This window comes from Aestuariibius violaceus (assembly GCF_040779325.2).
GTDB lineage: Bacteria > Pseudomonadota > Alphaproteobacteria > Rhodobacterales > Rhodobacteraceae > Aestuariibius > Aestuariibius violaceus.
Genome location: NZ_JBFONT020000008.1, coordinates 63,375 through 81,724, shown reverse-complemented (window position 1 = coordinate 81,724; position 18,350 = coordinate 63,375). Strand labels below are relative to the sequence as shown.

General features: G+C 65.9%; 20 protein-coding genes. 12 read left to right on the top strand and 8 right to left on the bottom strand.

What is annotated here, in order from left to right; translation table 11 throughout:
- Complete coding sequence (locus tag AADZ90_RS18630; RefSeq protein WP_367312246.1) at positions 1–633, bottom strand: TetR/AcrR family transcriptional regulator; 633 nt, start codon at positions 631–633, stop codon at positions 1–3.
- A 287-nt stretch (positions 634–920) separates the two neighbouring features.
- On the opposite strand from AADZ90_RS18630, the gene AADZ90_RS18625 reads away from it, so the two are divergent.
- Complete coding sequence (locus tag AADZ90_RS18625) at positions 921–1,565, top strand: glutathione S-transferase family protein (RefSeq protein WP_367312245.1); 645 nt, start codon at positions 921–923, stop codon at positions 1,563–1,565.
- A gap of 111 nt (positions 1,566–1,676) precedes the next feature.
- Here AADZ90_RS18625 and AADZ90_RS18620 read toward each other — a convergent pair whose 3' ends face one another.
- Positions 1,677–2,030 (bottom strand): hypothetical protein, encoded by a 354-nt coding sequence (locus AADZ90_RS18620; RefSeq protein ID WP_367312244.1) that lies wholly within the window; start codon positions 2,028–2,030, stop codon positions 1,677–1,679.
- Positions 2,031–2,163: 133 nt separating this feature from the next.
- Between AADZ90_RS18620 and AADZ90_RS18615 the strand changes: the two genes are divergently transcribed.
- The 4 genes from AADZ90_RS18615 to glcF all read left to right on the top strand — a co-directional run bounded on the left by AADZ90_RS18615 (position 2,164) and on the right by glcF (position 6,563).
- Entirely contained in the window at positions 2,164–3,612 is a 1,449-nt protein-coding gene (locus AADZ90_RS18615) for an FAD-linked oxidase C-terminal domain-containing protein (RefSeq protein ID WP_367312243.1), read from the top strand.
- Positions 3,613–3,692: 80 nt separating this feature from the next.
- Positions 3,693–4,766, top strand: coding sequence for an FAD-binding protein (locus AADZ90_RS18610; RefSeq protein WP_367312242.1), 1,074 nt, complete (start codon positions 3,693–3,695; stop codon positions 4,764–4,766).
- A complete protein-coding gene (locus AADZ90_RS18605; protein WP_367312241.1) occupies positions 4,763–5,167 on the top strand; it encodes a hypothetical protein in 405 nt (134 codons plus the stop codon). Before AADZ90_RS18610 ends, AADZ90_RS18605 begins: the two co-directional genes overlap by 4 nt.
- A gap of 16 nt (positions 5,168–5,183) precedes the next feature.
- Positions 5,184–6,563, top strand: coding sequence for a glycolate oxidase subunit GlcF (gene glcF, locus AADZ90_RS18600; protein ID WP_367312240.1), 1,380 nt, complete (start codon positions 5,184–5,186; stop codon positions 6,561–6,563).
- On the opposite strand, the gene AADZ90_RS18595 is transcribed toward glcF, so the two are convergent.
- Complete coding sequence (locus tag AADZ90_RS18595) at positions 6,560–7,090, bottom strand: DUF2799 domain-containing protein (RefSeq protein ID WP_367312239.1); 531 nt, start codon at positions 7,088–7,090, stop codon at positions 6,560–6,562. The two genes, glcF and AADZ90_RS18595, sit on opposite strands and share 4 nt — an antisense overlap.
- A 196-nt stretch (positions 7,091–7,286) precedes the next feature.
- On the opposite strand from AADZ90_RS18595, the gene AADZ90_RS18590 reads away from it, so the two are divergent.
- Both AADZ90_RS18590 and AADZ90_RS18585 read left to right on the top strand, forming a co-directional pair.
- Positions 7,287–8,090, top strand: coding sequence for a trypsin-like serine peptidase (locus AADZ90_RS18590; protein WP_411997091.1), 804 nt, complete (start codon positions 7,287–7,289; stop codon positions 8,088–8,090).
- A 143-nt stretch (positions 8,091–8,233) separates the two neighbouring features.
- A complete protein-coding gene (locus tag AADZ90_RS18585) occupies positions 8,234–8,704 on the top strand; it encodes an Hsp20 family protein (protein ID WP_367312237.1) in 471 nt (156 codons plus the stop codon).
- A 163-nt stretch (positions 8,705–8,867) separates the two neighbouring features.
- Here AADZ90_RS18585 and AADZ90_RS18580 read toward each other — a convergent pair whose 3' ends face one another.
- Both AADZ90_RS18580 and AADZ90_RS18575 read right to left on the bottom strand, forming a co-directional pair.
- On the bottom strand, positions 8,868–9,596 hold the full coding sequence (locus AADZ90_RS18580; RefSeq protein WP_367312236.1) for a hypothetical protein: 729 nt from the start codon (positions 9,594–9,596) through the stop codon (positions 8,868–8,870).
- A gap of 15 nt (positions 9,597–9,611) precedes the next feature.
- On the bottom strand, positions 9,612–10,496 hold the full coding sequence (locus AADZ90_RS18575) for a LysR family transcriptional regulator (RefSeq protein WP_367312235.1): 885 nt from the start codon (positions 10,494–10,496) through the stop codon (positions 9,612–9,614).
- Positions 10,497–10,666: 170 nt separating this feature from the next.
- Between AADZ90_RS18575 and AADZ90_RS18570 the strand changes: the two genes are divergently transcribed.
- The gene (locus tag AADZ90_RS18570) at positions 10,667–11,020 is read left to right on the top strand and encodes a helix-turn-helix domain-containing protein (protein WP_367312234.1); all 354 of its coding nucleotides are present in this window, start codon (positions 10,667–10,669) and stop codon (positions 11,018–11,020) included.
- Between the two features lie 11 nt (positions 11,021–11,031).
- Here the strand turns inward: AADZ90_RS18570 and AADZ90_RS18565 are convergent, their stop codons facing one another.
- From AADZ90_RS18565 to AADZ90_RS18555, 3 genes are all read right to left on the bottom strand, one after another.
- Positions 11,032–12,417, bottom strand: coding sequence for an alpha,alpha-trehalose-phosphate synthase (UDP-forming) (locus AADZ90_RS18565; protein ID WP_367312233.1), 1,386 nt, complete (start codon positions 12,415–12,417; stop codon positions 11,032–11,034).
- A 16-nt stretch (positions 12,418–12,433) separates the two neighbouring features.
- Entirely contained in the window at positions 12,434–13,210 is a 777-nt protein-coding gene (gene otsB / locus AADZ90_RS18560) for a trehalose-phosphatase (protein WP_367312232.1), read from the bottom strand.
- Positions 13,211–13,728: 518 nt separating this feature from the next.
- Positions 13,729–13,965 (bottom strand): Lrp/AsnC family transcriptional regulator, encoded by a 237-nt coding sequence (locus AADZ90_RS18555; RefSeq protein WP_367312231.1) that lies wholly within the window; start codon positions 13,963–13,965, stop codon positions 13,729–13,731.
- Between the two features lie 158 nt (positions 13,966–14,123).
- On the opposite strand from AADZ90_RS18555, the gene AADZ90_RS18550 reads away from it, so the two are divergent.
- From AADZ90_RS18550 to AADZ90_RS18535, 4 genes are read left to right on the top strand one after another with little or no spacing between them, the layout of a single operon-like run.
- On the top strand, positions 14,124–14,756 hold the full coding sequence (locus AADZ90_RS18550) for a CDP-alcohol phosphatidyltransferase family protein (protein ID WP_367312230.1): 633 nt from the start codon (positions 14,124–14,126) through the stop codon (positions 14,754–14,756).
- Entirely contained in the window at positions 14,756–15,952 is a 1,197-nt protein-coding gene (locus AADZ90_RS18545; RefSeq protein ID WP_367312229.1) for an ABC transporter substrate-binding protein, read from the top strand. Before AADZ90_RS18550 ends, AADZ90_RS18545 begins: the two co-directional genes overlap by 1 nt.
- Before the next feature lie 55 nt (positions 15,953–16,007).
- Positions 16,008–17,651 (top strand): ABC transporter permease, encoded by a 1,644-nt coding sequence (locus AADZ90_RS18540; protein WP_367312257.1) that lies wholly within the window; start codon positions 16,008–16,010, stop codon positions 17,649–17,651.
- On the top strand, positions 17,644–18,276 hold the full coding sequence (locus tag AADZ90_RS18535; RefSeq protein WP_367312228.1) for an ATP-binding cassette domain-containing protein: 633 nt from the start codon (positions 17,644–17,646) through the stop codon (positions 18,274–18,276). Before AADZ90_RS18540 ends, AADZ90_RS18535 begins: the two co-directional genes overlap by 8 nt.
- The last annotated feature ends 74 nt before the right edge of the window (positions 18,277–18,350 follow it).

The window sequence follows — 18,350 nt, the reverse complement described above, 5'->3', positions numbered from 1 at the left end:
TCAGACCTTTGGCCGGGGGGCCGCGAGAAGGAGGCGGATGTAGCGGCTCAGATGGTCGAGGCTGGATTGGGCGCTCGCAGGGCTGTCTGTCGCTTTGGCGAGGATGAAGGCGCCCTGGATGACGGCCTGGATGTGGTGGGCGAGGTCCTTGGGCGTCCAGCCGGGGGTGAGGGCGCGGGCGTCCATGGCTGCGGCGATATCCGCCTCGAGCGTTTCGGCGTGGCCGAGGATGCTGGCGGCGCAGGCGTCGCGGATGGCGGGGTGCGAGATATAGGTCTCTTGCGCCATGGTCCCGACGAGGCAGGTGAATTCCGCCAGATCGCCCGCGATCAGCGATTTGCGGAAGTCGATATAGGCCAGCACCCGGTCGAGCGGGTTGGCGGGCCTGTGGTAGGGGGCGTTCTCGAAAAGGGCGCCTGTCGTCTCTGACCAGTAATTGGCAACGGCGACGCCGAGCGCCTCCTTGCTGTCGAAATGGTGGAAATAGGCGCCCTTGGTCACGCCTGCGGCCTTGCAGAGATCGTCGACGGTCGTGGCAGTGAAACCCTTTTGGCGGATGACGTCCCGGGCTGCCTCCAGAAGGCGGGAGCGCGCATCGCCGCGCTCGGGGGCTTGTTTGGTGGGTCTGGGCATGCGACTCACATACCATACAGTTGGTATGTATTCAAGGCGAAGGTGAGAGGCGTTTGCGACCATGCGCTTGGGCTGTTTGCGGAAGGGCGCGCGCTCCAAGGCTGCGGCCGCCTGCCGAGTTGAGCCCAGAGTGGATCTGTTCAGCCTTGGCCGCATTGACGCGGAAAGCGAGCCTCAAGAAAAACGCCGCCTGCTCGCATGACATGCCCCGCGGCGCGCGATAGCCTGGCTGCGTTTGCGGCATTGCCGGGCGACCGATCGGCCCCCGCAGGAGAGGGACATGTGACATGATCACCGTCTTCGGTGAAGGGAGAGGGCTTCGCGTTGTCTGGCTGCTGGAGGAGATGGCGCTCGCCTACCGGCTGAGGCCGGTCGATCTTCTGGCGGGCGCGGAGGAGGATGCCGAGTTCTTCGCCATTAACCCGGCCGGCTTCATCCCCGCGATCCGGGACGGCGATGTGACGATGGTCGAGTCGATCGCCATCATGGAATACGTGATGGCCCGTTACGGGCCGACGCCGCTCGCGCCGGACCCGCAGGATCCTGCCTTTCCCGCCTACCAGCAATTCCTTCACCTTGGCGAGGCCGGACTGGCGACCGCGATGTTCTTCTACGTCAATGCTCGCAGGTTGCCGACGGAGGCCGAGCAGCGGAATCCGACCGCCGCCCATACGCTTGCGCAGTTCGAGAGCCGGATGGATCTGGTGACGCGGCAGCTTGAGCGCACGCCGTATCTTGCGGGCGAGACCTTCACGGCGTCCGACATCTCGGTGACCTATGCCCTGAACCTGGCCGAAAGGGGTGGCGGCGTGGTCTTTGACAAGGCCGTGCAGACATATCTGGAACGCATCAGAGGGCGGGGCGCCTACGGGCGCGCCTTGGATGCGTGTGGGGCCACGAAGGCCTGGTATGCCAGCGCGGAGGACCAATGACCGCTTTGGTCAGCATTTGCGCAAATGCCCTTCGCGACGATCTGGGCTGTCAAGATGATCGTTGTCGCAAGTCGGCCTGTTTCCCCGGCGCTTGGAGCGCCGGCCCGCAGATCAGCTGCCGGTCAAGGACACCTCGACCCTCTCGTCGGACCAGCCGTCGACGGAGCAGCGGGCGCGGATGAAGACCGATGTCGTGCCGTCTGGGATTTCGACGCCGGTAAGGGAGCGGGTGAAGGGTTGTTCCTCGACATGGGGGTGGAAGAGGGTGCGCAGGCCGAGTGAGTTGCCGTTCGCGTCCAGCACCTCCCACCCGTCGGCGTAGTGGTCCCAGCCGGTATCGGGGTGGCTGATCGTGACGTCGAAGCGCCAGGTGTCGCCCGTCCGCTCGGCGGTGGCGTTTTCGATGACAGGGGCCTCGGCGGCGAGTGTGGCGGGGATAAGGAAGGGGATGAGGTATCTGAACATGGGCGCGACCTTAGAGTGGGTGAGCGCGCGGGGGCAGTCACAAAAGGGTGTGGCGGCGGGCCGCGGGGAAAGGAATTGCCGGTTCAGGAAAGTGGTCATATAATCTTACCAATTCTTCGAGGGAGGATATGCCATGGAGATGCCGGTTCCCGACGCGACGGTGCTGTCGCGCAAGGCGGCTTTGGTCGCGGAGTTGCGGAGCGTGCTGCCCGCGGACGCCGTGATCTCGGACCCGGCGGAGACGCGGGCCTATGAATGCGACGCGCTGACGGCCTATCGCTGCCCGCCGCTGGCCGTGGTGTTGCCTGCATCGACGGAGGAGGTCTCGGCAGCGCTCCGGATCTGTCACCGGATGGGCGTGCCGGTCGTGCCGCGGGGATCGGGGACGTCGCTGGCGGGCGGGGCGTTGCCGACGGAGGACAGCGTGATCCTGGGGGTCGCGCGGATGAACCAGGTGCTGGAGACGGATTACGCGAACCGGGTGATCCGGGTGCAAACCGGGCGGACGAACCTGTCGGTGACCGGCGCGGTGGAGGAGAACGGGTTCTTCTACGCGCCGGACCCGTCGTCCCAGCTCGCTTGCGCGATCGCTGGAAATATCGCGATGAATTCGGGCGGGGCGCATTGCCTGAAATATGGCGTGACGACGAACAACCTGCTGGGCGTGACGCTGGTGCAGATGGACGGCACGGTGCTGGAGATCGGCGGGGCGCATCTGGACCCGGCGGGATATGACCTGCTGGGGCTGATCTGCGGGTCGGAAGGGCAGCTGGGCGTCGTGACGGAGGCGACCTTGCGGATCCTGCGCAAGCCCGAGGGCGCACGGCCGGTGCTGATGGGCTACGACAGCTCGGAAGTGGCCGGGCAGGTGGTGAGCGACATCATCCGCGCGGGCGTGCTGCCGGTGGCGATCGAGTTCATGGACCGGCCGTGTATCGAGGCCTGCGAAGCCTTCGCCGGCGCGGGCTATCCGATGTGCGAGGCCCTGCTGATCGTGGAGGTCGAGGGGTCGGAAGCCGAGATCGACGAACAGCTGGGCGTGATCCTGCAGATCGCCCGCAAGCATAACCCGGTCGAGCTGCGCGAGGCCAAGGATGCGGACGAGGCTGGGCGGATCTGGCTGGGGCGCAAGTCGGCCTTCGGCGCGATGGGGCAGATCAACGATTACATGTGCCTCGACGGGACGATCCCGGTGTCGTCGCTGCCGATGGTCCTGCGGCGGATCGGGGAGCTGTCGAAGGAATACGGGCTGGACGTGGCGAATGTGTTCCATGCGGGGGACGGGAACATGCATCCGCTGATCCTGTTCGATTCCAACACCGAAGGGCAGCTGGAGACCTGCGAGGCGCTGGGCGCGGAGATCCTGAAGCTGTGCGTCGAGGCGGGCGGCTGCCTGACCGGAGAGCATGGGGTGGGCGTGGAAAAGCGCGACCTGATGGGGGTGCAGTTCTCGGACGCGGATATGGAGGCTCAGATGGCGGTGAAGGACGTGTTCGACCCGTCGTGGCTGCTGAACCCCGCGAAGGTGTTTCCGCTGGCGGTGTCGGAGGACCGGCGCGCGGCCCGGATCGCGGCGCAATGAGCTCGGGCGTGGAGGGGGGCGTTGCCCCCCGGCCTGCGGCCTCCCCCCAGGATATTTCGGAGGCAAAGAGTTTAAGGCCTGTGAGTGAGGCGGAGGTCGTGGAGGCTGTTCGCGGGGCGGATGGGCCGTTGCGGATCGTTGGGGGCGGGACGCGGGTTTTTGGTGGGTCCGGGCGGGAGCTGCGGACCGGTGGGCTGTCGGGGATCACTTTGTATGAGCCGGGGGCGTTGACGCTGGTTGCCCAGGCGGGGACGGCTTTGGCGGAGGTCGAGGCGGCCTTGGCGGCGGAGCGGCAGCGGCTGGCCTTCGAGCCGATGGATCATCGGGGGCTTCTGGGCGCCGAGGGGGAGCCGACGATCGGTGGGGTTGTCGCTGCCGGGGTGTCGGGGCCGCGGCGTGTGCAGGTTGGGGCGTGTCGGGATTTCCTGCTTGGCGCGCGGTTCGTGGATGGGTCGGGGACGGCGCTGAAGAATGGCGGGCGGGTGATGAAGAACGTCACCGGCTATGACCTGGTGAAGCTGATGGCAGGGAGTTACGGGACGCTTGGGGTGCTGACCGAGGTATCGCTGAAGGTGCTGCCGGCGCCGGCGGCCGAGGCCACGCTGGTGATCGAGGGACTGGAGGATGCCCGGGCGATGGAGGCGCTGACGGCCGCCTTGGGCTCTCCCTACGACGTGACAGGGGCGGCGCATCTGCCGGGGCGGACGCTGGTGCGGATCGAGGGGTTTGCGGCGTCGGTGGACTACCGGGCCGGGGAGCTGGCCACGCTGCTGGACCGGTTCGGCGCGGTCACGTTGGAGCGTGAGGGCAGCGCCGCCTTGTGGCGCCGGGTGCGGGATGTGGAGGATTTCCATGGGGCGCCCGGCGATGTCTGGCGGATTTCGGTGAAGCCGTCGGACGGGCCTGTGGTCGCTGCGCGGCTGCCGGAGGGCGTGCGGGTGGTCTATGACTGGGGCGGGGGTCTCGTCTGGGCTTTGGTGCCGGAGGGGACGGACCTGCGGGCGGAGATCGCGCCTTATGCGGGCCATGCCACGCTGGTGCGCGGGACGGGGGCGCCTGTCTTCGAGCCGCAGCCGGAGGGCGTGGCGGCGCTGGAGCGGGGGCTCCGGGAGCGGTTCGATCCGAAAGGGCTGTTTGGCGGTGTCGCCAAATGATGATGATTGTCTTGGTCTGCGCCGGGTTTCTTGTGATCGGAGGGGCGATGACTATCTCCAGCCTGCTTGTAACCACAGGACCTGTTCGGATTCTTCTTTGGGGCACGTTGCCGGTTCTTTTCGTTGGCGGTGCCTTCCTGTTTTACGTCGGCACGCTGCAGACCGGCGAATATGGTGGCCTGGGATACATCATTTTGGCAGTGGGGCTTTTCTCTTACGGTTTAGCGCTGGGCTCTGGGCTGACTATGGCGCGGGCTCCGTACGTGCAGCACCTTCCCCGGCTCGTGAAAGGTCTGATGGGGGTTCTGTTGGTCGGCGTGGCGCCATTCGTGGTGTACTGGCTTTTGGCTCTGATCGGAGAACTTGCCGAGTTGTTGCTGAGCAATTCGGAAGTGACTTAGGGCTGGAGATCGTCTTATGAAAACGGAATTCACAGAGACGCAGCTGGCCGATCCCGGGATCGCGCGGTCGAACGAGATCCTGCGGGCCTGTGTCCATTGCGGGTTCTGCACGGCGACCTGCCCAACCTATCAGGTGCTGGGCGACGAACTGGATAGTCCGCGGGGGCGGATCTACCTGATCAAGGACATGTTGGAAAACGAGCGGGTGCCGGATGAGAAGACGGTCACGCATATCGACCGGTGCCTGTCGTGCCTCGCCTGCATGACGACCTGCCCGTCGGGGGTGCATTACATGCATCTGGTGGATCACGCGCGGGCCTATATCGAGGAGCATTATCAGCGGCCCTGGCATGACCGGGCCTTGCGCTGGGTGCTGGCGCGGATCCTGCCTTATCCGGGGCGGTTCCGGGTGGCGCTGCTGGGGGCGAAGATTGCGCGGCCGTTCCGGCGGCTGGTGCCCGATGCGCGGCTGCGGGCGATGCTGGACATGGCGCCGAAGCGGATCCCTCCCGTAAGCCGGAACGACGATCCGCAGGTCTTCCCGGCCGAGGGCGCGCGGCGCAAGCGTGTCGTTCTGATGACGGGCTGCGCGCAGCGGGCGCTGAACACGGATATCAACGATGCCACGATCCGGCTGCTGACGCGGCTGGGCTGCGAGGTCGTCGTGGCCGAGGGACAGGGCTGCTGCGGGGCGCTGGTGCATCACATGGGCAAGACGGATGAAAGCCACGGGACCGCGGCGCGCAACATCCGGGCCTGGATGGCGGAGGATGCAAGGGATCCGCTGGATGCGGTCGTCATCAACACCAGCGGCTGCGGCACGACGGTGAAGGATTACGGGCATATGTTCCGGCTGGATGACGCTTTGGCCGACGATGCGGCGCGGGTCTCGGCTCTGGCGAAAGACGTGAGCGAGGTGCTGATCGAGCTGATGGGAACGTCGCCGGAGCCCGGTGCGAACGCAGCGAAGGACGGGGTCGCAGGGATCGACGCGCCCGACGGACGTGGGGTCTATGCGCCGGGCCACGGCGAAGGGCGCGGCCTGCGCGTGGCCTATCACGCCGCCTGTTCGCTGCAGCACGGGCAGAAGATCAAGACCCACCCGAAGGAGCTGCTGAAGCGCGCCGGGTTCGAGGTGGTGGAGCCGTCGGACAGCCACCTCTGCTGCGGGTCGGCGGGGACGTATAACCTGATGCAGCCCGCGATCTCGGCCCAGCTGAAAGAGCGGAAGGTGCGGACGCTCGAGGCGGTCAAGCCCGAGGTGATCGCGGCGGGGAATATCGGCTGCATGATGCAGATCGGCGGTGCCACGGGGGTGCCGGTGGTGCATACCGTGGAACTGCTCGACTGGGCGACGGGCGGCCCGAAGCCGCCCGCGCTGGAGACGTCCGCCTAGTCGAGAAGCGCGAGGAGGAGGAGGCGCCGGTCCTCCAGCCGGTCGATGCGGCGATCGATGTCGCGGATGTCCCGCCGGATCTCGCGGCGCGTGTCGTCGTCGATATCGGCATTGTCGCGGCGGTCGCGGAGCGCGTCGCGGTCGCGTTCGAGGTTCCGGATCTGCTGCCAGAGGCGACGGTCGCGCAGGCCGACCAGATGGGATTGCTCCATGACGGACAGCTCGTCGCGCGTACAGGCGGTCGAGAGGTCTTCGCCGCGCTGGCCGACCCGGAAGGCGTTGCGCGGGGTGCAATAGGCCCGCAGGCCCGCCCGGTAGCCTTCGAGCGCGCGGTCTTCGTCAGGCAGGGTCGCGCTGGCGCGGCAGACGCCCGCCTCGCGCGTGACAACCGAGGATGACTTGCCGTCGAGCCCGGTTCGGTAGCCGAAATCGTACCAGTTGATGTTGGCGCAATGGAGATCGGTGATCTCGGCACAGGAACTCAGGATCATGAACAGGACAGGAATGGAAATGAGGCGCAGATGCATGGGAAACTCTTTGTTTATTGAGGGAATAGCCCTTGCGCCGTTGTGCCGGGTGCACTGAGGCTAGGCAAAGACGGGGGTATGTTATTGGATGACAGAGCGCAGGGCGGGATGGTGCCAGTGGGGGTATTTGATCGACCCGCCCTACTTTCGCCCCAAGATCAGGGCAAGCTGGGCCATAGCTGAATGGGGATTTGTGATGTTGCGTATTGCTGCATTCGTTTTCGCATTTGTGTTTCCGGCGGCCATGTTGGCCGATGATGCTGACCTCAGGAGCCTGGAGACGGCCGATACCGGCCGCGGCTGGGAAGGGGTCGGGCGCCTCGATATCGCGGGCAAGGGGTTCTGCACCGGCGCGCTGATCGCCATCGATGAAGTGCTGACCGCGGCCCATTGTTTCTATTCCAAATCGGGTGAGCTGATCGACCGATCGCGGGTCCAGTTCCTGGCCGGGCTGCGCGGTGGTCAAGCGCAGGCCTATCGCGGGGTGCGGCGCGTGGTGATCCATCCCAGCTATGTCCATGGCGGGGAGGATGTGGGTCCGCCGCAGATGATGCACGACCTGGCACTGGTCCAGCTGGACCGGCCGATCCAGACAAGCCGCATTCTGCCGTTCGAGACCGATGCCAAGCCGATCAAGGGCGATGCGGTGGGCGTCGTGTCCTACGCGAAGGGGCGGGAGGACACACCGTCGCTGCAGGAAAGCTGCGAGGTTCTGGGGCTGCGGTCGGGGATCCTGGTGATGACCTGTGCGGTCGATTACGGGGCGAGCGGATCGCCCGTCTTCGTCTTCCGCGACGGGGTGGCGCGGATCGTGTCGGTCGTCTCGTCGATGGCGGAACTGGACGCGCAGCGCGTGTCGCTCGCCACCGCGCTGTCGCGGCCCTATGCGGAGCTGAGGGCGGCCTTCGATGACGGCGACCTGTCCGTCACGATCAACGATCAGACCTTCATCGAGCCGGGCACTCGGCAGGATACCGGGGCGAAATTCGTCCGTCCTTAAGGGTCGTTTCAGGGGGTCTTGAACCCGCTTTTCCGCTTCCCATATCGGAAGCGTCGGGATGCCAATGACGGGTTCCGGCGCACCGGGCCTGTCCCCTCGGGGAAGGCCGCAAGACCAAAGGTATCGCTCAAACGGAGGATTCCATGCGTACGTATGATTTTGCCCCGCTCTATCGGTCGACGGTCGGCTTCGACCAGATCGCCAACCTGATGGACCGGATCCTGACCTCGGATGTGGGTCAGCAAAGCTACCCCCCCTACAACATCGAAAAGCTGGGCGAAGACGCCTACCGCATCTCGATCGCCGTTGCTGGTTTTTCGGAAGAAGATCTTGGCGTCGAAGTGAAGGAAAAGGCGCTTGTCGTCTCAGCCCGCAAGACGGATGACGAAGACAGCGACCGCACCTTCTTGCATCGCGGCATTGCGACGCGCGCCTTCGAGCGCCGGTTCCACCTGGCCGATTACGTCCGCGTGACGGGTGCCAGCCATGCCGATGGCATGCTGCATATCGACCTGGAGCGCGAGATCCCCGAAGCGCTGAAACCGCGCCGGATCGAGATCGCCAAGCAGCCGTCGGTCGAGACCGACGTGGTCGAGGCGAAGGCCGTCAACTAAGCCGTCTGAAGCCGTTTCGGGCCCGCGAGAGACCGCTCTCGCGGGCCTTTTCATTGGGGTCGGGCGGAAAATCCTTCTAGAAGGATTTTTGGCGGCAAAATCTTCTGGAAGATTTTGACTTTGCAGGATTTTCTGGAAAATCCTGGCTTGGCGACAGGCCGTCCTATTTCCGGACCGTCAGCAGGCGATTCGGGGGGACGAGCAGGAGCTGTGCCAGGTCTTCGCGGCTGACGGAGACCATGAACCCCTCGAGCGCATCTTCGCTGGTCGAAAGCTGCCAGGTGAGCGTCGCGGGTTCCGCGTGCATGTAGCCTTCGCGCTCGGTCAGGCCGCGGAAGGCGAGACCCTCGCCCATGAAACCGAAGATGTAGCTTGGGCGCAGGTGCAGAAGGGCGGTCACGAGCGCAAACCGCGACAGAAGCGCTGTCACGCCGGTCCCGCGGATGGACCGGGAGAGCCACAGGTCGCCGTGATAGCAGACCTTTCCCGCAATGCGATGCGCCGTTGGCCCCGGCCGATAGCGCGAGCGGTTCAGGTCGAGCGTCAAGCCGACCGGAGAATAGTCACGGAAGCGCCGGATCATGTAGCCGGCCAGCGTGCCGCCCGCGAGGTCCACCAGCCGCATCGCCTGGCAGTGGACGACCTTGTCGTGGCGGTCGCGCCCCATGACCCAGAATGCGTTCTGATCCGTGAAGTAGTGTTTGTGGTGGTCGAAGGGCGGCCCGATCGGCTGGTCTGGGCGGGCTTTCGCCACCTCGCCCGCGTAATAGTCGAAATCAGAGCCGACCTCGATCGCGACACCCAGATTGGCGAGGAGTGTGCTTGTGTCTGCCGCGAATCGGATCGCCGCATAGACGGTCTCTATCGTCGGAGGGGGCGGGTCTTTGTCCACGCTCTGGGATCCCGGTCAATCTATGACGTCGTTTGGATCCGGTGACATTAGCAAATCGGGTGACATCCGCTCGATCTCCGTTTGGTCGACTCCGTCGATGACGACATTGTAGGTTCGGTCGACAATGCTGACCAACGCAAAGCTACCATCTGGGAAGCGGCAGCCCAAGAGCAACCTCCGGTAGGCGACGGGTTCGGGCGCTTCACCGTCCACGCGCGTGATTTCGGTAAAGACGTGATCGAGGCGGATGCCTTCGGTTTCGTAGACGTCGCGCATGGGCTGGGCGAGCAGGGTGGCGAAGCTGGTTCCGCCGGGCAGATCGGTCAGCTCGCGCCCGATCATCGAGCGCTGCCATTCCCATCCGAACCATGTCGCGAAGGAGGATTTGGGCCCCACTTCGGTGCAGAGCCAGCTTTCGCCATGCAGGCGGAAGACCATCGCAAAGGGCCGGATCCGCTGGAAGGCGGGATGTTCCAGAGCCCCGCCCGCCAGCGCCCAGGACCGGATGCTTTCCTGCAGGAGAGGGGCGTCGGCGGTCCAGACCTGCCGCAGCGGGTGCTGCTGGAGGTAATAGGTCACCTGCGGCACTTGGCGGGACTTCAGATGGAAGAGCCCGCCCACATGGCTCGACTGGTTGGCCAGCCATGCCTCGCCCCTTGCCAGCAGTTCCTGCGCCTCGCGCAGGGCGCTGCGGCCAAGCGTGGTGAGCCGGTATTCCCGTTCGTTCAGCTCGAACAGGGGGCCGCCCATATGTTCTTCGAGGATGGACATGTGGCGGCGCACGGTCTGCCGCGTGGTGCCCAGCTGTTCGACCGTGCGGGTGAGGTTCAGCGTCTCGGCGAGCGTGGTGAACGAGCGCAGAAGCTCGAACAGAATCGCCTCGCCATTTGGTCGTGCCATAGCTTGCCTGCACCTTTCGCTGTTCTCAAAGGAGCATAAATGCGCCGCCTCGGGAACAATTATCATCCATCAAGGGATCATTACGGTGCGTAAATCTGCCAAAAATGGCAGGTTCCCAAGCCGATCCGTGTGTTTCAGCATGGTGACACTTCAACTGTAACGAGAGACACATGCCCCATCCTGTAGACATCCATGTCGGAAAGAAGATTCGCGAGGTCCGGCTGATGCGATCGATGTCGCAGGCTGATCTGGCGCAGAAGATGGAGATTTCGTTTCAGCAGTTGCAGAAATACGAGACGGGGGCGAATCGTGTTTCTGCAAGCCGGCTGTATGAGATCGCGCAGATCTGCCGCGTACCGGTCGCCTACTTCTTCGATGGCCTTGGCCAAGCTGAAGGTGCCGAACCTCTTGACGACGAAACCGCCCGTCTGGCTTCGGCCTTGGCGCGCTTGCCGCAAGGCAAACTGAAATCGGCGATCGCTGGTTTGATCGCTGAGATTTCGCGCAAGCGCGCGGTTCTCTAGGGTCTCGACCCCTAGGCCGAGAGCGGCATCGGGGTCACGCTCGGTGCCGCACGGCGAAAAGCGTCGAGATATGTTTGTGTCCAGTGGCCTATGTTTTCCGAGAAGACTGATGACGCCAGCGCCTCATGGCGCTGGCGTCGTTCTGTTTGCGGCATGGCGAGTGCCCGGCGAATGGCATCGGCCATTTCGGCCATGTCGAACGGATTGACGATCAACGCTTCCGAGAGCTGTTCGGCCGCGCCGGCAAAGCGGGATAGGATCAGGACCCCCGGATCCCCTGCATCCTGCGCGGCGACGAATTCCTTTGCGACGAGGTTCATCCCGTCGGCCATCGGCGTGACGAGGCCGACATTCGCGGCCCGCAGAATCGGGGCGAGTGATTCGCGCGGGACCATCTGGTGGATGTAGCGAATCGGCGTCCAGTCGAGGTCGCTGTGCTTGCCGTTTTCCTGGCCCGAGATTCGTTCGAGTTCGGCGCGGATATCGTCATAGGCCTCGACCCCCTCACGCGTGGGTGGAGCGATTTGCAGGAACGTGGCGCGCGGGTCATTCTCGCTGCGCTCGTCGAGATATTGGCCGACGGCGCGCATCCGATTCGGCAGGCCCTTGGAGTAATCCAGCCGGTCGATCCCGATCAGCAGCTTTTCCGCCGGGCGAAGGTTGAGGATCTCGCGCCCGTTGCCGCGCACGGCAGTTTCGGCAAAGCCCTGGGCGTCGATCCCGATCGGGAAGGACTGCACGGCGAATCGCCGCTTGCCGTGGCGCAGCGTGCCGTCGAGCAGCATCTCGCCTTCGCCCATCGCGCGATAGACCTCGAGGCAGGAGGCGACATCGGCCTGGGTCTGCAGGCCGACCAGATCGAAGGCCGCGATCCAGTCGAGAAAATCGTCGCGGTTGGGAAGTGCGTCCAGATCGGTGCGCGTCGGGAAGGGGATGTGCAGGAAAAACCCTAACGAGGCCTTAACGCCCCGCGCGCGCAGGCAGTGGGCGAGCGGGAAGAAGTGATAGTCGTGGATCCAGATCCGGTCGTCGGGTTCCACGATCTCGGCAAGCATCCCGGCCAGTCGTTCGTTCACCGCCATGTAGCCTGCATGGTACTCCGGCTGGAGGTCGATCAGATCGCCGCGGCGGTGGCAAAGCGGCCAGAGCACCGCGTTGGCGTATCCCAGATAATAGTTGGCATAATCTTCCTGGGAGAGCTCGAAGGTAAGCTTTCGGTAAGAGGCTTCGTCGTGCTCGGTGAACGTCTGGGAGGGGGCCTCGGCGGTGTCTCCCGCAGCGCCGACCCAGAGTCCGCCGATCTCTTCGAGGCACTCGTGCAGCGCGACGACGAGCCCGCCCTGCGGCGGCCCGCCGAGCGGGACACGGTTCGAGACGACGATGAGGCGGCCGGACATGAGGGTATCCTTGTTCCTAAGGGGTTTCCGCCCCGGAGAGCGTGATGTGCCAGCGCTTGAGAAGCGCGCGGCTGGCGACGGGATCGGGCAGGCGGTGGCGGGCGACGGTCGGGGCGTCGCCGATCTTGATGCCGAAGCCGCCGTTGCTTTGCACTTCTTCGATGCCCGCCTCGTCGGAGGCGTCGTCACCCATGAAGATGCCGTGCCTGGCGCTGAAGTGATCCATCAGCGTTCGCGTGGCGGCGCCCTTGTTGACCGAGGCCGGCTTGATCTCGAGCGCCATCTTGGCCTGGTGTAGCTCGAGGTCGTCGTGATCCGCGATGATGGCCTGGAGGGCCTGTTCGAGAGCCGGTTGATCGGCAGGGTTGCGGCGGTAATGGACGCCGAAACCGGTGGCCTTTTCCTCAAGTAGGGTGCCGGGGTGATCCTCGGCGATCCTGGTCGCCCGGATGCGGATGTCGGTGAAGGCGTCGGAGCCCGCGAAAGGGTGGCGTTCGGTGCTTCCGTTCACCCGTATCTCGGCCCCGTGGCCGCCCACGACGGGGCCGGGGAAGCCAGGGAGGAAACTGTCCAAGTCCTTGATCGGGCGGCCGGAAACGAGGGCGAGGCGGCCCGAGAGAGCCGCGTGGAGCCGGTCGAGGAGGCCTGATAGGTCGGGCGGGACCGAGACACCGTCGGGTGTGTCGACAAGATCGACGAGGGTGCCGTCGAAATCGAGGAAGAGGGCGGATCGGTCCGGATCGAGATCGGGAATCTCGTCGGAATTCGGCGCGTCGTTTATGGCGGCGGGCATGGATGCAGTCTCTGTTATGGCGGTACGGGGAGAACAGGTGGAACGGTGTGAAGTTCCAATAATATAAGGGCACACCGTGTCGTTCGCCGCTTTTCTAGGCGATTTGCCGCCGTTCCCGGCATGTTGCGTGGGAGGCGATGAGCGGGCGGATTCCGACCATCTGTGAAGGGAGCGCGCGGTGGATTGCGCGGTGCGCAACCCGATGACGGGGACGAATCGGGGTTAACGCGTTGAAATGGCGACGGAAGGGACGTGTCGGCATCCGGTCGGATTATTGTCGGCATTCCGTCGGACATTTGGCAGGCGGGTTGGCTCGGTAACGGACCGTGCGGTGGGGGGTCACGCAACAGCGAAGTCAATCAAGGTCGTGGCGGCGAGATTGTTGAGTGAAGAGAAACGCTGGCCAGATGTCCCGCCCGACCGCTTGGAACGCTTTCGCCGCGCCACTGGCGCGACGGTCGCCCCAAACCCCACGGGCGGGCGCCGCCCCACGCGTTCTGCTGTGAGGGTATCGGCCCCTAGAACGCCTTGAAGGTCATCGTCGTCAGCGTCCGCTCGATCCCGTCGATGTCGTGGACGTTGTCGGCGATGAAATGGCCGATATCGTCCTCCTCGGGGATGTAGAGCTTCATCAGAAGGTCCCATTCCCCGGAGGTCGAGTAGAGCTCGGAATGGATCTCTCTGAGCGCGATCGCGTCGGCGACCTGGTAGCCGGTGCCGGGGCGGCAGCGGATCTGGATGAAGACGCAGTTCATCGGCGGGTCCTGTCAGGTGTCTGTCGGGGCGAGCCTAAGCGCGGAGCGGGGCCGGGCCAAGGGGAAGCGGTGCCTGACATATCGGTCAAAAACCCGTCAGGCCGATTGCAACGGCGCCGCCGGTGGGAAACATGGTCGCAGTTTTCGAGGGAGCCCCCATGCTGGACGCCGCCGTGCGCAAGCTGATCGACCCGCCGCTGAACCGCCTGGGCCACCGCCTGGCGGCGCGCGGGATCGGCGCGGATGCGGTGACGCTGGCGGGGCTGGCGCTGGGGCTGTTCGCCGCCGGGCTGATCGCGCTGGGGGCGCCGGGCTGGGCGCTGGTGCCGCTTCTGGCCTCGCGGCTGGCGGACGGGCTGGATGGCGCGGTGGCGCGGGCCACGCGGAAGACGGATTTCGGGGGATACCTGGATATCGGCGCGGATTTCCTGTTCTACGGCGCGATCCCGATGGCCTTCGTCTGGATGGACCCGGCGGCGAACGGGGCGGCGGGGGCGTTCCTGCTGACGAGCTTTTACTTCAACGGCACGACGTTTCTGGGCTACGCGATCCTGGCGGAACGCGCACAGATGGAGACGTCGGCACGGGGCGTCAAATCGCTCTATTTCACCGGCGGGCTGCTGGAGGGGACGGAAACGATCGTCTTCTTTGTCCTGCTTTGCCTTTTTCCGGATGCGTTTGCGGTTCTTTCATGGATCTTTGGAACGCTCTGCTTCGTCACCGCGACGTCGCGCCTGCTTTTGGCCCGCCGGGTGTTCCCCGGCAGTACACGCCCACGGAAGGACCGATGATGAAACGACTGCTTTTGGCGCTGCTTGCTGTCGCCCCGGTAACGGCGGCGGCCGATCCCGATCCGGCCGACTGGATGTCGGTCGTGCAGGAGGCGCAGGGGCAGACCGTCTATTGGCACGCCTGGGGCGGGTCGACGACGACGAACGATTTCATCGGCTGGGTGGGGCGGCAGGTGGACGAGCTTTACGGCGTGACGCTGGAACATGTGAAGCTGACCGATACGGGCGAGGCGGTCAGCCGGGTGCTGGCCGAAAAGCAGGCGGGGCAGGACGATGACGGCGCCGTCGACCTGATCTGGATCAACGGCGCGAATTTCGCCGCGATGAAGGGCGCCGATCTGCTGTTCGGGCCCTTCGCCGAGCAATTGCCGAACTGGCAATTCGTGGATGTCGAGGGCAAGACCGTCACCACCGATTTCACGGTGCCGACCGAGGGCTATGAGAGCCCCTGGGCCATGGCGCAGGTCGTTTTCATCTACGACAGCGCGGATATGGCGCCGCTGGGGTCGGTGCAGGAGATCCTGGACTGGAGCCAGGCGAATCCCGGCCGCTTCACCTTTCCGCAGCCGCCGGATTTCCTGGGCACGACGTTCCTGAAGCAGGCGCTGATCGATCTGGTCGGCCCGGTCGATGCGCTGGCCGAGCCTGTGACGGAGGAGGCCTATGCCCGGGTGACCGCGCCGCTGTGGGCGTTCATGGAGGCGCTGACGCCGACCCTCTGGCGCGAAGGGCGGGCCTATCCGCAGACGGGGCCGCGGCAGTTGCAGCTGATCGCCGATGACGAGGTGGATCTGGCCATTTCGTTTTCGCCCGGAGAGGCGACGGCGGCGATCGCCAATTTCCAGCTGCCCGACAGCGCGCGGACCTTCGTTTTGGACCGCGGGACTTTGGGGAACGCCAGCTTCGTCGCGATCCCCTACAATTCGGGGTCGAAGGCGGGGGCCATGGTGGTGGCCAACTTCCTGATCTCGCCCGAGGCGCAGCTGCAGGCGCAGGATCCGGAGATCCTGGGCTATGGGACCGTTCTGGACGTGGAGACGCTGCCCGAGATGGACCGCGCCGGGTTCGAGACGCTGGATCTGGGCATCGCGACCCTGTCACCCGTCGAGCTAGGCCCCGCCCTGCCAGAGCCGCATCCCAGCTGGGCCGAGCGGCTGGCGGCCGACTGGGTCCAGCGGTACGGCACCGGCGACTGACGTGGCTTTGCGCCGGCCGGCCCTGGCCTGGCTCCCCGCGCTGACGGTCCTGGCCATGCTGGGGCCGGTCGCGGCGGGACTGGCCGGAACGGTCGCGCCCGCGCTTGGGTATTTCCCGGCGATCGGGGCGGAGCGGCTGTCGCTGGCACCGTTCGAGGCGCTGTTCGGCTGGGGCGGGATCTGGCGGGCGACGTTTCTGTCTTTGACGACCGGGATCGGGACGACGCTTGTGTCGCTTGGGCTGGTGGTCCTGATCGTGGCGGGCTGGTCGGGGACGCGGGCCTTCGTTGCGTTGAGGACTGTCCTGTCGCCGCTTCTGTCGGTGCCCCATGCGGCGGCGGCCTTTGGCCTCGCCTTTCTGATCGCGCCGTCGGGCTGGATCGTGCGGGCCCTGTCGCCCTGGGCCACGGGATGGGAGAGGCCGCCGGATCTGCTGATCGTGCAGGACCCTTACGGCCTCGCCCTGATGGCCGGGCTGATCGTGAAGGAGGTGCCGTTCCTTCTGCTGATGACGCTGGCCGCCTTAGGACAGAGCAACGGCGCGCGGGCGGTCACGGTGGCGCAGACCTTGGGCTACGGCCGGGTGCGCGGCTGGCTGCTGACGGTGTTTCCGCAGATCTACGCGCAGATCCGGCTGCCGGTCTATGTGGTGCTGGCCTATGCGATGTCGGTCGTGGATGTGGCGATTGTGCTGGGGCCGAATACTCCGCCAACTTTGAGTGTGCAGATTGTGCGCTGGATGGCCGACCCGGATCTGTCGATGCGGCTGGTGGCGGCGGCGGGTGCGCTGTGGCAGGCGGTGCTGGTGTTGGGGGCCATTCTGCTCTGGCGGGTGGGCGAGGTCGCGGCGGCGGCGCTGGGGCGGCGCTGGGTGAATGCGGGGGCACGTGGCTGGGGCGAGGGTGTTTTGCGGCAGGCGGGGCTGTGGGGCGGCATGGTCGTCGTGGCGGCGGTGGCGCTGGGGCTCGCCTCGCTCGCGGTCTGGTCGGTGGCGGGGGCGTGGCGCTTTCCCGAGGTCTGGCCCGAGGGCCTGACCGGGCGGAGCTGGATGCGGCACGGGTCCGAGGTGGCGATGACGGCGTGGGAGACGGCGGTGATCGCAGGCGTCGCGGTCCTGATCGCGCTGGTGCTGACGGTGGGCTGCCTGGAGGCGGAGCATCGCTACCGGCTGCGCATGTCGGGGCGGGCGCTGACGATCCTCTACCTGCCGTTGATCGTGCCGCAGGTGGCGTTCCTGCCGGGGTTGCAGACGCTGATGCTGATGGGCGGGCTGAAAAGCGGGCTCTGGGCGGTCGTCGTGGCCCATGTGGTCTTCGTTCTGCCCTATGTCTTCCTGTCGCTGGGCGATCCCTACCGGGCGTGGGACCCACGCTATGCCACCGTCGCCGCGGCGCTTGGAGCCGGGCGGGAGCGGATCCTCTGGCGGGTGCGGCTGCCGATGCTGCTGGCGCCGGTTCTGACGGCGCTCGCCGTGGGGCTGGCGGTGTCGGTCGGGCAGTATCTGCCGACGCTGCTGATCGGCGGGGGGCGGGTGCAGACGCTGACGACCGAGGCGGTGGCGCTTGCCTCCGGCGGGGATCGGCGGGCGATCGGCGTCTACGGGTTGGCGCAGACCGCGGCGGCCTTGTTGCCGTTCGCGGCGGCGGTGCTGATCCCGGCGCTGGTCTGGCGCAACCGCCGGGGGCTGGCCCATGGATAGGGGTCTGTGCTTCGAGGGGGTGGAGATCCGGCAGGGCGGCGCGTGCATCGTCGCGCTGGATGCGGAAATCGCCCCGGGCGAGGTGCTGACGGTGATGGGGCCGTCCGGGTCAGGTAAATCGACACTTCTGGCCTTTCTGACCGGCACGCTGGCGCGGGATTTCGAGGCGCGCGGGCGGATCGTCCTCGACGGGCGCGACGTGACGGGCCTGCCGACGGCGGAGCGGCGGATCGGGCTTCTGTTCCAGGACGATCTGCTGTTTCCGCATCTGAACGTGGGCGAGAACCTGGCCTTCGGCCTGCGCCCCGGCGGCAGCCGGGCCGAGCGCCGGGTGCGGGTGGCCCAGGCGTTGGACGATGTGGGGCTGGCCGGTATGGCCGACCGTGATCCTGCGACGCTCTCGGGCGGGCAGAAGGCGCGGGTGGCGCTGATGCGGATGCTGCTGTCGGAACCTGCGGCGCTGCTGCTCGACGAGCCGTTCTCGCGCCTCGATGCGGACCGCCGCGCGCAGGTGCGCGATCTGGTCTTCGGATTGGCCCGCGCAAGGGCGCTTCCGGTGCTGCTTGTGACCCATGACGCCGAGGATGCGGAGGCCGCCGGCGGGCAGGTTTTGCGCCTCGGCTGACGGCGTTGCCAAGGCGCCTCAACTTGTCAACGTATGGTTTATCTTACCCGCGATACTCGTTGCGCGATTACGCT